10 protein-coding genes are annotated in these 13,621 nt (G+C 41.0%); 7 read left to right on the forward strand and 3 right to left on the reverse strand.

All coding sequences use genetic code 11. The features are described 5' to 3' along the window. Positions 1-12 precede the first annotated feature (12 nt). The 4 genes from AC1RJ8_RS14970 to AC1RJ8_RS14985 all read left to right on the forward strand — a co-directional run bounded on the left by AC1RJ8_RS14970 (position 13) and on the right by AC1RJ8_RS14985 (position 8,201). Positions 13-1,137 (forward strand): FecR family protein, encoded by a 1,125-nt coding sequence (locus AC1RJ8_RS14970; protein WP_492954711.1) that lies wholly within the window; start codon positions 13-15, stop codon positions 1,135-1,137. A gap of 73 nt (positions 1,138-1,210) precedes the next feature. After that, complete coding sequence (locus tag AC1RJ8_RS14975) at positions 1,211-4,519, forward strand: TonB-dependent receptor (protein WP_492954710.1); 3,309 nt, start codon at positions 1,211-1,213, stop codon at positions 4,517-4,519. Between the two features lie 11 nt (positions 4,520-4,530). Beyond that, entirely contained in the window at positions 4,531-6,210 is a 1,680-nt protein-coding gene (locus AC1RJ8_RS14980; RefSeq protein ID WP_492954709.1) for a RagB/SusD family nutrient uptake outer membrane protein, read from the forward strand. Further along, the gene (locus AC1RJ8_RS14985; RefSeq protein ID WP_492954708.1) at positions 6,210-8,201 is read left to right on the forward strand and encodes an FAD-dependent oxidoreductase; all 1,992 of its coding nucleotides are present in this window, start codon (positions 6,210-6,212) and stop codon (positions 8,199-8,201) included. Before AC1RJ8_RS14980 ends, AC1RJ8_RS14985 begins: the two co-directional genes overlap by 1 nt. Positions 8,202-8,377: 176 nt before the next feature. Here the strand turns inward: AC1RJ8_RS14985 and AC1RJ8_RS14990 are convergent, their stop codons facing one another. The 3 genes from AC1RJ8_RS14990 to AC1RJ8_RS15000 form a co-directional block, all read right to left on the reverse strand. Next, positions 8,378-9,274, reverse strand: coding sequence for a helix-turn-helix domain-containing protein (locus AC1RJ8_RS14990; protein WP_492954707.1), 897 nt, complete (start codon positions 9,272-9,274; stop codon positions 8,378-8,380). An 83-nt stretch (positions 9,275-9,357) separates the two neighbouring features. After that, positions 9,358-9,654, reverse strand: coding sequence for a putative quinol monooxygenase (locus AC1RJ8_RS14995; RefSeq protein ID WP_492954706.1), 297 nt, complete (start codon positions 9,652-9,654; stop codon positions 9,358-9,360). Positions 9,655-9,690: 36 nt separating this feature from the next. Then, positions 9,691-10,485 (reverse strand): SDR family NAD(P)-dependent oxidoreductase, encoded by a 795-nt coding sequence (locus AC1RJ8_RS15000; protein ID WP_492954705.1) that lies wholly within the window; start codon positions 10,483-10,485, stop codon positions 9,691-9,693. A gap of 230 nt (positions 10,486-10,715) precedes the next feature. Between AC1RJ8_RS15000 and AC1RJ8_RS15005 the strand changes: the two genes are divergently transcribed. The 3 genes from AC1RJ8_RS15005 (at position 10,716) to AC1RJ8_RS15015 (ending at position 13,350) form a co-directional block, all read left to right on the forward strand. Continuing rightward, the gene (locus AC1RJ8_RS15005; RefSeq protein WP_492954704.1) at positions 10,716-11,594 is read left to right on the forward strand and encodes a helix-turn-helix domain-containing protein; all 879 of its coding nucleotides are present in this window, start codon (positions 10,716-10,718) and stop codon (positions 11,592-11,594) included. 85 nt (positions 11,595-11,679) lie between these two features. Further along, positions 11,680-12,276 carry a sugar O-acetyltransferase gene (locus tag AC1RJ8_RS15010; RefSeq protein ID WP_492954703.1) on the forward strand — a complete coding sequence of 199 codons (597 nt, stop codon included), beginning with the start codon at positions 11,680-11,682 and terminating at the stop codon, positions 12,274-12,276. A gap of 27 nt (positions 12,277-12,303) precedes the next feature. After that, positions 12,304-13,350: an alpha/beta hydrolase gene (locus AC1RJ8_RS15015; RefSeq protein WP_492954702.1), complete on the forward strand. Its 1,047-nt coding sequence runs from the start codon at positions 12,304-12,306 to the stop codon at positions 13,348-13,350. Positions 13,351-13,621 lie beyond the last annotated feature (271 nt).

Consider the following 13,621-nt stretch of genomic DNA (forward strand, 5'->3'; position numbering starts at 1 on the left):
TATAAATAAGAGATGGAATATAACGAGGATTTTATAAAAGGGCTTTTATTTGAAAAGATTGCAGGCACGATAAGTGAGGGCGATGACTTTATTGCTGAAGAAGCGATTCTGGCAGACCCCGATACCAGGGAATTCTGGGAAGAGCTGAAATCAAAAATGAAAAAACCGGGTACAGCATCTTTCCTCTCGGGTCTTGACGAAACAAAAGCATGGGAAAATGTTGACACTCAACTTCCGCAAATACCAGTTAGCTCTTTTTATGAGCGGAACCGGCGGTATATCAGTGCCGCTGCAATGCTACTGATCGGATTGCCTTTGATATGGTATTTTTTTAATAAACAGCAGTTAACACCTCAAGAAAAAAGTACTGTACAACAACAGGTATATCTCAAAACAGATAATGGCAAGATAATCGAACTCACAGCAGGTCGTACCATTAACATGGACGGTGCCACAGTACACACCAAACAAAAAGAATTAAGTTATGCCCCAGTAGGCGCTGGCAATAAAGATTGGGCAACCCTGCACGTACCACCAACTAAAGATTACAAGATTACCTTGCCCGATGGAACAGAAGTCTGGATGAACTCTGCTTCCAGTCTGCGCTTTCCCTACAGCTTTGATAAAAAAACAAGGGAAGTCTATTTAACAGGGGAAGCTTATTTTGAAGTGTCCCACAATCCACAATTGGAATTTATCGTACATACCGGATTTGCGGACATCAAGGTTCATGGTACTTCTTTCAATGTAAACGCTTATAATGTGAAAAATTTTGCCACATCCCTTATAACCGGATCGGTTTCGGCCACTAAAGGAAATGAATCCATCATGTTAAAGCCAGAGCAACAGGTAAGCTATGACGATGGTAAACTTATCATCAAAACTTTTGATCCCCAGGAGGTACTGTCGTGGCGAAACGGCACTTATTATTTCCATAACCAATCTCTGGCCGAAATTGCACAGGTACTGGCCCGTTGGTATGATGTAAAAATCAACTGGAAATCGCCTTCTATATCGGAACAGACCTTTACCGGTGAAATCGATAAGAAACTTCCCCTGGGTGTTGTACTATCAAATTTAGAATTGTCATCAGGCATAAAGGCTAAACTGGAAAGCGGAATATTAACATTCAGATAATTTTTTCAGGTTCCGTTCACCCATTTTGGTTAAAGCTGCATCTTAAGGGAAACCAATATAAACTTTAACTGTTATGAACAAAAACCTTACCCGAACGGGCCGGATTTCATTGCCGGTTGCTTTCATGCTGCTGTTCATCCTCATTACCGGGGCAAGCCCCCAAACAATAGGCAGAATCAGTATTGAAGGCAAAAACATCACCATTGCTTCTGTATTCAGGACAATCAAAAAACAAACAGGCTTTACTGTTTTCTACAGCAACAAGCTCCTTGATGATTCTGAAAAAATTTCTGTCAGTTTTAAACAGGCTGAGCTTCCTGATGTGATGAACCTGACTTTAAAGGGAAAAAAGCTCGACTGGGTTTTAAAGGAGAATTACATTGTACTGCAAAAGGCTGCATCTCCCGAAAAGAGTGAAGAGCGCATTCAAAACAAGCCCATCGGGGAACAAAAAAAAGAAGATCGGACGGGCGTTGTTACCGATGAGACCGGGAAACCAGTCCCAGGGGTGAGTGTAAAGATAAAGGGAACTAGTGGCGGAACGGTAACCGATGAAAGCGGTCAGTATAAGATCAATGCCAATACAGGAGATGTTTTGGTATTTTCATACATAGGATTCGCAGTACAGGAAATACCCGTTGGAACGGAAGGCCGGATAAACATTAAACTCTTGCCCCTTGATGAGAACCTGAACGATGTTGTTATTGTGGGCTACGGCATCCAGAAAAAGGTAAACCTGACCGGAGCGGTTTCACAGGTTTCTGGCAAAGATCTTGCCGCCCGCCCCATGGGACAAACATCTGCTTCGTTGCAGGGAATGGCACCGGGTGTTACTGTGAGACAGAGTTCTGGAAGACCTGGAGGTGACGGCGGGACCATTAGGATCAGGGGAATCGGAACTTTCTTCGATCCCAATCCCCTGGTAATGATCGATGGGATCGAAGGTTCGATGAACAACATTGACCCTAACCTGATCGAGTCTATCTCCATTTTAAAAGATGCCGCATCATCCTCTATTTATGGTTCAAGGGCCGCAAATGGCGTAATTCTGATCACCACAAAAAGGGCGGTTGCCGACCAAGTGAATGTATCTTACAACAACTATATCGGCTGGCAGGAAGCTACGAATATGCCCGATCTTGTTGATGCACTGGACCATATGCTTTTGACCAATGAGGCCTATGTGAACACCGGACGCACACCGTTATATTCTGAAGCACTGATACAAAAATACCGCGAGCAAGGTGGAGTTAGTTCCGATCTGTATCCAAATACCGATTGGCAAAAAGAGACCTTAACTGGCTCAGGCTTACAGCAAAGCCATTTTCTAACCATCCAGGGTGGCACTCAAAAAGTAAGGCTCTTAGGTTCATTCGGTCTTTTTGATCAGAAAGGGATTATTGAAAATTCGAGCTTCAAACGCTATACTATCCGGAACAATGCGGACATTACTTTCTCTGACAAACTTAAGGCAAGAATAGACCTGCAGTTTGTGAATGCCATCACCACCGATCCCGCAGCATCATCGAGTGAAATTTTTCAATGGATGAACGGAATCCCTGCAAATCAGATCGGCATTAACCAAAACGGCCAGTGGGGCGTTGGATGGAATGGTTCCAATCCGATTTCGGCCAGTAAAGATGGCGGCACCAATCGTACCCGGGGGCCTTTTGGGAGCATTAATGCCACCCTAAACTACAAACCGGTAGAATGGCTCGAGGCCGAGGCCGCATATTCACCAAAATATGCGCTATCCTCATCAAAAAATTTCAGAAAAGCAATCCAGTCCTATCTCCCAAATGGTGCCACAAGTTTCCTCACCCCTGCCCTAACTTCACTCTCGCAAAATAAAAGTGAATCATTTTTTAACAATATACGTGCAACGCTTACTGCTTCAAAAACATTTGGGAACCACAGCTTAAAATTTTTAGCCGGGGCATCACGCGAGGATTATTTCAATGAATGGACCAATGCTTTCCGTGATACATACATCTTGCCAGATTATCCGGTGTTGAACGCCGGTTCTGCCCTAAACCAACAGGCAACAGGCAGTGAAGAAGAATGGGCATTACAATCGCTGTTCAGCAGGTTTAATTATGTATATAAAAACAAGTATCTCCTGGAAGTCAATGCCCGTTATGATGGCTCCTCGCGCTTTTCATCTGGAAATAAATACGGCTTTTTTCCATCTGCATCGGCGGGCTGGCGCATCTCGGAAGAAAACTTTATGGCCGGCTTAAAAAAAGTGGTCAACGAAGCTAAATTAAGGCTTTCATGGGGAAGATTGGGCAATCAGAACATCGGTACCTATCCTTCTATTACCACGATCCTGCTTGAATCCTATACGCTTGGAAAGCAAATTGTAAATACTGCTGCCTTAAACACGCTGGCCAACAAGATGATTTCCTGGGAAACCACAGAAGAAAAAAATATTGGTATTGATCTTACCCTGTTCAACAACTTGAGCATTACTGCAGATTATTACAGGCGGAGAACAAGCGATATATTGCTTCAGTTAGATATTCCATTGATAGTAGGCGTCGGCAAACCTTTTCAGAATGCGGGTATTGTAGATAATAACGGTTGGGAACTTGGTCTTGCCTACAAAGGAAAGATAAAAGATTTTAACTATAACGTCAGCTTCAACATTTCAGACGTAAAAAACACCATTGTGGACACCAAAGGTGTCAATCAAACCGGATTGACCGTTAACCGTGAAGGTTATTCCATTGGTTCTCTTTTCGGTTACCAGGCTGAGGGGCTTTTTGCTTCTAATGCAGAAGTTGCCGCTCATGCCAAGCAGTTTGGTACGGTAAAGGCCGGAGATATCCGCTATAAGGACCAGAATGGAGATAACCTGATCAATGAGGCTGATAAAATCGTTATCGGCAGCACCTTGCCAAGGTTCACTTATGCTTCAACCTTAAGCGGCTCTTATAAAGGTTTTGACTTTTCGATACTGGTACAAGGGGTTGGTAAAGCAAACGGTTATCTTGCAGGCCCTGGTATCTTACCATTTAATGTTGGCGGCGCAATTGGCGGAACCATCAGGGAAGACAATAAAGACCGATGGACACCGGATAATCCCAATGCAAAATATCCACGTCTTGCTTTCGGCGAAACCAATAACGAACAGGTTTCTACCTTCTTTTTAAAAGACGCATCATACCTGAGGATAAAAAACGTCCAGATCGGTTATACTTTGCCAGTTGGCATTGCCCAGAAAATTACACTTAAAAGGCTCCGGATTTTTGCAAACGGATCCAATCTGTCATCATTCGACAGGTTCTGGGAAGGATATGATGTAGAAGCGCCGGTTGGCGGAGGCAACATATACCCTCAGGTTAAGGTTTATACTTTCGGTTTAGAAGCCACTTTTTAAAAACAGAACAGATGAAAACTAAAATATACCACTTAATGCTCGTGCTTTTATGCACAGCCCTATTATCCTGTCAAAAGGATTACCTGGATAAAAGCCCGCTGAGCGGTCCTTCAGATGAATCGTTTTTCAGCAACCAGGATGAGCTGATATTGGCTGTAAACGGCCTGTACCGTTACGCAAGTTATGCCCCTTTGGATAACATGCCACTTAACCTGCTTACCGACAACAGTACCGATATCGGTTGGGACAGGAACAACAGTGCGCTGCAGAGTCTGGGCAAGGGCAACCAGGATAGCAATAACGGCTTTTCCTTAAGCGTATGGACAGAGGGATACAAAGTAATTGCCAAGTGTAATTTCATTTTGGACAATATCGACAAAGTAAAAGATAAGGCCACCACTGCCATCTACAACAGGAGTAAAGCTGAAGCACGTTTTATGCGTGCCTACACTTACCAGTACCTCATTGATTATTTCGGGAGTGTACCCTTGGTTACTAAAGTGTTGACACTTGAAGATTCACAGCTGCCCAAAACCCCAAAAACTGAGGTACTAAACTTTGTGCTCAAAGAACTGACTGAATCAGCCGCTGATCTCCCTGTTAGCTATGGCGCTGCAGATGTAGGAAGGGCAACCAGAGGTACTGCGCTTGCCATTAAAGCCAGAGCTGCCCTGAACAATGAGAGATGGGCAGATGCTGCAGAAGCCGCAAAAGCGGTTATGGACCTGAAAATTTATAGCCTGCACAATAATTTCGGCACACTGTTTTCTTACGCCGGACAAAACTCGCCTGAGATCATATGGGCTTTTCAATACCTGAAGGCCTCAAAAATAAAAATGCATTCCACCCCCAATAACCTACTGTCGCGCAATGGATTAGGCTTCACCAATAAAGTACCATCCCAGTCGCTTGTTGACGCCTTTCCATGCACAGATGGGCTCAATATTGACAAGTCTCCCCTGTACGACCCTACATCTCCATATAAAAACAGAGATCCCCGACTTGGCTTTACCATAGCAGTTCCAGGCTCTATATTTTACAACTACCAATTTGAAACACACCGGGACAGCGTAAAATGCTGGAACTACAATACCACTCCTGCTACACGGGTTGATAACCAGGATGCCCTAAATGCTTTCGCCACTTTTACCGGTTACTGCTGGAAAAAATATGTCGATCTGGAAGATAAGGCCGATCGGACAAATTCAGAGCTGAATGTGATCCAGATCAGATACGCAGAGATACTGTTGATTTATGCGGAAGCAAAAAATGAACTCGGACAGCTCGACCAGTCTGTATATGATGCCATAAACCTGGTAAGAACCCGGCCTAGCGTTAACATGCCGCCGATCACTACAGGAAAAACAATGGTAGAATTTAGGAGCCTTGTACGTAAAGAACGGATGTATGAACTTGCCATGGAAGGATTCAGGCTTTCTGATCTGCGCAGGTGGAAAATTGCTGATAAGGCGATGACCGGAAACTTTTATGGCCGGGTTCAAAAAGGTTTATTGGTATCGGCACCACAGATTGATATAAATGGCCTGGCCGATTACAGTGCTGTACCAAACCGGGCAGAACTTAGGGTGATCGAAGTCCGTGTTTTCGATACCGGACGGGATTACCTTTGGCCGCTTCCGAATATAGAGATCGTTACCAATCCAAAACTTATTCAAAACCCCAAATACTGATGATGAAAAATATCCTTATATACATTTTACTCGCAATCATATGTCCTGTAACAGGTATTAAAGCGCAAAGCTCATTGTATAAAAACTATGACATCTGTATTTATGGGGGAACCTCTTCAGGAGTTATAGCGGCTTACACCGCCGCCAGATCGGGAAAATCCGTTCTTTTGATCGAGCCCGGAAAAAACCTCGGCGGAATGAGTTCTGGCGGGCTGGGCCTGACAGATATCGGAAACAAATATGCCATCAGCGGCCTTGCCCTCGATTTTTACCGAAGAATAGGCAAACATTACGGCAAGTTTGAGCAATGGATCTTTGAACCTCACGTTGCTGAAAACCTCTTTAACGAATATATCAAAAAAGCGAAGGTGCCTGTTCTCTACGAAAATCGGATTACAGGGGTAGAAAAAAAAGGAACCCTGATAACAGCCATCACGCTGGAAAATCCGGTAAAAAAGAAAGTGGGCACTGTAAAGGCCAAAGTATTTATCGACTGCTCCTATGAGGGAGATCTCATGGCTAAAGCAGGGGTATCCTACACCGTGGGGCGCGAAGCAAACAGCACTTATAACGAAACCTTCAATGGTGTACAGCTCAAGAACGGGCATCAGCTTCCAGATGGCATAGATCCTTATAAAGTTAAAGGAGATCCGTCAAGCGGGTTGCTTTGGGGAATTACTTCAGAGAAACTGATCGACAAAGGCAGCGGTGATAAAAAGGTACAGGCCTATAATTTCAGGATCTGCCTCACCAATAACCCCGCCAACATAATCCCGATCACCGAGCCTGAAGATTATGTTCCCGAACGCTATGAGCTGCTCATCAGACAGATGGAAAAAAGAAACTGGAAATCCCTTCAAGATGTCTTTATCTGGAGCGGGATGCCAAACCAAAAAACAGATATCAATAACAGAAATGGTTTTTCAACCGATATGATCGGGATGAATTGGGAATATCCTGATGCAGATTATTTAAAACGCGAACAGATCTGGAAAGCCCATATAGCTTACACGAAAGGCCTGCTTTATTTTGTTGGCCACGATGCCCGCATCCCAGAGCATATCCGAAAAGAGATCAGCCAATGGGGATACCCCAAAGATGAATATACCGGCAACGGCAACTGGTCACATCAGCTCTACGTGAGGGAAGCAAGGAGGATGCTTGGAACTCTTGTAATGACCCAGCATCACTGTCAGGGCAAGGAAGTTGTATCCGATGGGATCGGAATGGCAGCCTACACCATGGATTCGCACAACTGCGATAGGCTGGTGGTTAATGGCATGGTCAAAAATGAGGGCAATGTAGAAGAAGGCGGATTTGGTCCATACCCTATTTCCTACCGGGCAATCATACCAAAGGAAAGTGAAGCTTCAAATCTCATCGTTCCGGTCTGCCTGTCTGCTACACACATTGCTTACGGTTCCATCCGGATGGAACCCGTTTTTATGGTACTTGGACAATCTTCGGCAATGGCCGCTGTTCAGGCAATAGACCGCAATCTTTCGGTTCAAAAAATCGATGTAAGCCGTTTGCAGCAGCAATTAAAAAGCGATCCATTGGCCGATGGAAGTACCCCCGATATCCTCATTGACAACAACAACACGGATAAAGTACAGATAAAAGGCAACTGGACGGTGCAAAAAAAAGGTGGTTATGGTCCTGATTATTTTGAGGCCCCAGAGGACGCAGACACCACAAGATCTGTACGTTATAACCCCGGATTAGCTACAAACGGAACATATGATGTTTATGCCTACTATCCGAAAGCCGGATCGCCAGATATAGAGACAGTTGTTAAGATATTTGATGGCAAAGAACATAAAACTATTTTGATAAAAAGTGCCGAGGTTAAAGTGCTTGGTCAAACTTCAGGAGAATGGGTGAGCCTTGGTAAATATTCATTTTCGGGCAGCAACCGGCCATATATCGAAATCAAATCGAACGGAACAAAAGCAGTTGCCGATGCCGTGCTATTGGTCCCTTCTCCTTAGAAATTTAATTATTGTAAAGCTGTAATAAAGGCAAAGCATCCCTTATCCAATCAATAATGAGTCAAGAACGCTTTCTTAAAATGTTTTACTTTAATAATGAGCGATACAAATTGGCGTAGGTTTCAGCAAAAAGAAAATACGCCAGTTTGGCTTGCCATGCAGAAGATTTAAAGATATTAATTTAAAAACTGTTCTCGATATTCAGTAGGCGTAACTCCTACTTCTTTTTTAAAAAGTCTTGAAAAATACGGTGGGTTTTCAAATCCTAATAGATAGGCTGTTTCGGCAACAGTTTTGTCAGTGCTCATCAATAAGTTTTTTGCTTCCATTACCAATGCAATGTGTATATGGTCTAATGCCGTTTTGCCTGTTTCTTGTTTCAATAAATCGCTCAAGTACCTTGCTGACATAGATAATTCAGATGCCATATACTTTACTGTTGGCAATCCGTTTTCTTTCAGTTTGCCACTATCAAAATACGCTTTTAAATGATTGGTAAATTTCGAAACCGTAGTACCCGAAAGCACTGTTCGATTTAAAAACTGACGCTTATAATAACGTTGGGAGTATTTTAAAATAGAATCGATATGGGTTAGCATAATGTCTCTGCTATACTCATCCTGGTTATTATAATATTCGGCCCTTATTTTATCGAACAAATCCCAAAGTATATCTTCTTCTCGGGGTGAAATATGCAATGCCTCATTGGCCTCATAATCAAAATAACCATATTTCTGAACGCCTGAATGCAATGGATGATTCACTAAAAAATCTTCGTGAAAATAAATCATAAAACCTTTCTCAGTGAGTTCTATGTCATTCATCTGCACAATTTGATTGGGTTTTAGGAAAAACATAGAACCATTTTCATGGTCATACTTCGTTTTACCGTACATCACATTGCCCGACTTTACTTTCTTCAAAGCTATTTTATAAAAGCCCAGGGTAAACTCGGTTTCTACAAATTGGCACCCTTTTATATCTTCAAACGTTACTAAACCCAACATCGGATTTTCTGGCGGCAGAAAGCCATTTGTAGTATAAAGTTCAGTGATTGTTTTATAATGCTTCATTATATTTATGATGAATCAGATTTATTAAAATTTTGATACATGAAGGTAGACTTTTAATAAAGTAATTATTCGTTTTACCTGTTTTAAACCACCTTCAGATAAGTCACCACTGGTGCAGTTTTCAATTTTCCATCCAAAAAATTAAAGAAACTTTTCACATAATCCTGCTCCAGATGCCATTCATAAGTTTGTTGCGAGGAGTACACTGCAAAAATAACTAATGTGTTCTCACTTTCTTTTTTAGTTGTTAAAATAAATGTCTCGCAACCTTCCTCCAACAATATTTTTTCCCTTGCGGCCTTTGCTTGTGGTAAAACTTCCTGCATCACCTCAGGCATTACAGTAATTTCTGCGTGGGTAATTATTTTTTCGGCTTTCATTATAAATAATTTGAGATTTTTATTGGTTGTTCATCATTATTTTACACTTTTTAAGATAGAGCCCTCAAACATTTTCGGTGCAAAGGCCTGTAGGAAGACAATCATTCCACTCATTTTGCCTACAGGGTTACTGAATTTCGGTTCTTTAGCTTCAATTAATTTGGTGATTTTTGAAACCACAACTTCGGGAGATTGCGCTTCGTCTATACCTTTTTGCGTTGCTGCATTTACTTTTTTTCGGTATGTGTCATAGTCGGCAATATTGCCCTTTGATGCAATCGCATTGTGTCCAAGATTAGTTTTGAACCAAACAGGCTCTACCACGCTAACTTTTATATTGAATGGGCTTAATTCAAATCTCAATGATTTAAAATACCCTTCCACAGCGTGTTTCGAAGCAGAATAATAAGATAAATTTGGTGGGCCAATCAAACCAACTATAGAACTAACGGTAATGATCTGTCCGGATTTTTGTTTTCTGAAAATAGGCAATAAAGCGTTGGTCACTTTTACCGTTCCCCAAAAATTAGTTTCAAATTGTTGCCTTGCAACATCCATAGGTGTTTCTTCTGCAATGCCAGTAACCATAAAGCCCGCATTGTTCACCAAAACATCTAACAGTTTGGTTTCATTCGCAATTTGTTCGGCAAAGGATTGAATTGACCTGTCGTCATCGATATCAAGTCTTAATAGTTTGAAAGGGAGTTTCTCTTGATACTTTTGTGGTTCACGGCTGGTACCGATAACATTAAAACCTTTCTGATGAAGGTTTTTAGCAAGCATTAGTCCAAATCCTGACGATGCTCCTGTAATTAGAATTGTCTTACTCATTATTATAATCTTTTATTTTGTTAAACGATAAAGCAAAGGTGAGACAAGGGCACTTTATGTTAATTATACAGAAGTGGGAAGATATGATACATTTTTACGGATGATTGCTTTTTACCGTCGTTGAGGTTTCGGGTTGGGCCAGTTGAATTACCGCTAATACATTATATGGCATATTAAAAAACAAAATGGCGAACCCTGATAAATATATTTGAATTTCTTAATTTTGTTAAATGAAAGAGAAGGTTATAAGAGCAATTTCCAAATTTAACCATGAGCTGAAACTGCAAGGTTTTAAAGCATTTCAAATAGAAGAAGACACTACTGACACCCGTACCTATAGCCGAAAGGAGTTCTATAAAATTTGCCTGACGACTGGAAAAAGCAGGATTCACTATTCAGATAAAACATACGAGCAGGAAGGAACCATTCTCTTTTTTGGAAATCCGCATATCCCTTACTCCTGGGAAACCATTTCTACAACTTATGTTGGCTATACCATTCTTTTTTCGGAAGAATTCTTTAAAAATTCCGAACGGTCTGAAAGCCTGCAACAATCTTCCTTTTTTAAAATCGGCGGGACGCCCGTTTTAAAAATAACTGAAGAGCAAAGAACATTTCTCAATACCATTTTTCAGAAAATGATTACCGAACAAGAAAGTGACTATATATTTAAAGATGAGTTGATTCGCAATTACATCAGTCTGATTATTCATGAATCGCTGAAAATGGAACCTTCGGAAAATTACGAGAAAAACAAAAATGCCTCCTCTAGATTAACTTCCGTTTTTCTGGAGTTACTGGAGAGGCAATTCCCGATTGAAACTACTGCAAATCCGCTTCAGCTAAGAACTGCACAACAGTATGCACAACATCTGAATGTACATATCAATTACCTTAATCGTGCAGTAAAAGAAGTAACTGGAAGATCAACAACTTCCCATATTACCGAGCGAATCCTCACAGAAGCAAAAGCACTTTTGCAACACACCGATTGGAGTATTTCAGAAATCGCCTACGCGCTAGGATTCGACTATCCCACCTACTTCAACAATTTTTTCAAAAAAGTTACCGGAACTAATCCTACTGCATTTCGTTTAGCAGAAGTTTGATTTTCTTAATCATTGGTTTGATAATCGTTACTATCTTGCCTAAGGGCGGGGCTAACTTTGTAGCTGATAATCAACTCCAAATACGATGTCAGATTCAAACCATATCCCCGGTTCTTTACCATCTCAAAAAGATATTTTTGAGCGGCTTTTAGCTAATGAAATCATACTCCCCACCGATCCGCAAATAAGCAGATTGAAGGAAGCAGCATTCGCCGTAAAAGAATTGCTGATTCAGATGAATAATTCCTCAAATCCTGAAGAAATCTCGGAAATACTGAGCAGAATTCTAAATAAAGAAATTCAGGATGTTACTGTCTTCACGCCGATATACATCAATTACGGCAAGCACATCAACATTGGCAAAAACGTATTCATTAACTTCGACTGCACCTTTCTGGCATTGGGCGGAATAACCATTGAAGATGATGTTTTAATTGGCCCGAAAGTCAGCCTCATTACAGAAAATCATCCACTAAACCCTCAGGAGAGAAAAGGACTGATAGGCAAGTCCATTCACATCAAAAAAAATGCGTGGATTGGCGCCAATGCGACCATTTTACCAGGCGTTACCATTGGTAAAAGTGCTGTAATTGCAGCAGGAGCAGTAGTTTCAAAGGATGTTCCTGATCATACAGTTGTTGGTGGAATTCCGGCAAAATTTATTAAAACTATTCAACTTTAAGATTAATAAAAAATAAATCAAAATAAAATGAGAAAAGCATTGGCAATCGCAGTATTGTTTCTGGTAACAGGACAATCATTTGCACAAAAAGTAAAATCAAATTCAGAAAAAATGGATACATCAAAAGAACATTATACATTCCAGCTCAGCGATAAAGTAACCCGTCAAAAAGTAAGCTTCAAAAATCGATATGGCATTATATTAAGCGGAGATTTTTATCTTCCAAAAAATACAGGAACTGAAAAATTATCAGCACTGGCAATCAGCGGCCCCTTCGGTGCGGTGAAGCAACAGTCATCTGGCTTGTATGCCAATCAAATGGCAGAAAGAGGTTTTGCTGTTGTCGCATTTGATCCATCTTACACTGGTGAAAGTGGTGGTGAACCAAGAAATGTAGCTTCACCGGAAATCAACACTGAAGATTTCAGTGCCGCAGTTGACTTTTTGGGATTACAGAAAAACGTAGATAGAAACAAAATCGGCATTATTGGAATCTGTGGATTTGGAGGCTTTGCTTTGAATGCAGCGGCAATTGATAAACGAGTAAAAGCTGTTGCCACTACAAGTTTGTACGATATGACCAGAGTAATGTCGAGGGGATACAACGATGTTGTGACACTTGAACAAAGAACCAAAACGTTGGAAGATTTAAGCCAGCAACGTTGGAAGGATGCCGAAGCCGGAAAACCTGCAGACGGCCCGAGAAATTTACCGGAAACACTGAAAGGCGATGAACCACAATTTGTAAAAGAATATTTCGATTATTATAGAACGCCACGTGGTTTTCAGGTCAATTCAGTTAATTCAAACGGGGCCTGGCTGATTACCAATCCAATTTCATTTATGAATATGCCAATTTTAAGTTACGTTAAAGAAATTTCGCCAAAACCAATGCTAATGATTGCAGGAGAAAATGCACATTCAAGATATTTCAGTGAAGATATTTTCAAAATTGCGAATGAACCGAAAGAATTGATTATTATTCCAAATGCAGTTCACGTAGATTTATATGATAAAGTGGATGTAATCCCTTTTGACAAATTGCGTAGTTTCTTTAAAACTAATTTAAAGTAATGTATAATTAAAATACTTGTTACAGGTTCGCAGATGGGCTTGGAAAATTAGTGGCGACACCATTAATTGCAAAGGGCCGATGAAACTTGATTTGAAGTTATGCAATAGCCACAACACCTTATCAACCCCACGGGGGAAGCAAAATCATCAAGGTTAAGTAAAATATACAATCATTTAAAAAAATATTTGCTTTATTGAACACTGTTCAATACATTTGTACCGTCAATTAAAATGAGAGTTGCAAATGAAAAAGTTATTTCCTAAATCAGGT

The sequence above is a fragment of the Pedobacter sp. GW822-FHT03F06 genome (assembly GCF_058801365.1).

Excerpts from the sequence above, each read along its gene's own strand:
- AC1RJ8_RS15005 (WP_492954704.1), top strand. The coding sequence starts at position 10,716 with ATGAAAGAGAAGGTTATAAGAGCAATTTCCAAATTTAACCATGAGCTG.
- AC1RJ8_RS14995 (WP_492954706.1), bottom strand. The coding sequence starts at position 9,654 with ATGAAAGCCGAAAAAATAATTACCCACGCAGAAATTACTGTAATGCCT.
- AC1RJ8_RS14970 (WP_492954711.1), top strand. The coding sequence starts at position 13 with ATGGAATATAACGAGGATTTTATAAAAGGGCTTTTATTTGAAAAGATT.
- AC1RJ8_RS15000 (WP_492954705.1), bottom strand. The coding sequence starts at position 10,485 with ATGAGTAAGACAATTCTAATTACAGGAGCATCGTCAGGATTTGGACTA.
- AC1RJ8_RS14980 (WP_492954709.1), top strand. The coding sequence starts at position 4,531 with ATGAAAACTAAAATATACCACTTAATGCTCGTGCTTTTATGCACAGCC.
- AC1RJ8_RS14985 (WP_492954708.1), top strand. The coding sequence starts at position 6,210 with ATGATGAAAAATATCCTTATATACATTTTACTCGCAATCATATGTCCT.
- AC1RJ8_RS14975 (WP_492954710.1), top strand. The coding sequence starts at position 1,211 with ATGAACAAAAACCTTACCCGAACGGGCCGGATTTCATTGCCGGTTGCT.
- AC1RJ8_RS15010 (WP_492954703.1), top strand. The coding sequence starts at position 11,680 with ATGTCAGATTCAAACCATATCCCCGGTTCTTTACCATCTCAAAAAGAT.
- AC1RJ8_RS15015 (WP_492954702.1), top strand. The coding sequence starts at position 12,304 with ATGAGAAAAGCATTGGCAATCGCAGTATTGTTTCTGGTAACAGGACAA.
- AC1RJ8_RS14990 (WP_492954707.1), bottom strand. The coding sequence starts at position 9,274 with ATGAAGCATTATAAAACAATCACTGAACTTTATACTACAAATGGCTTT.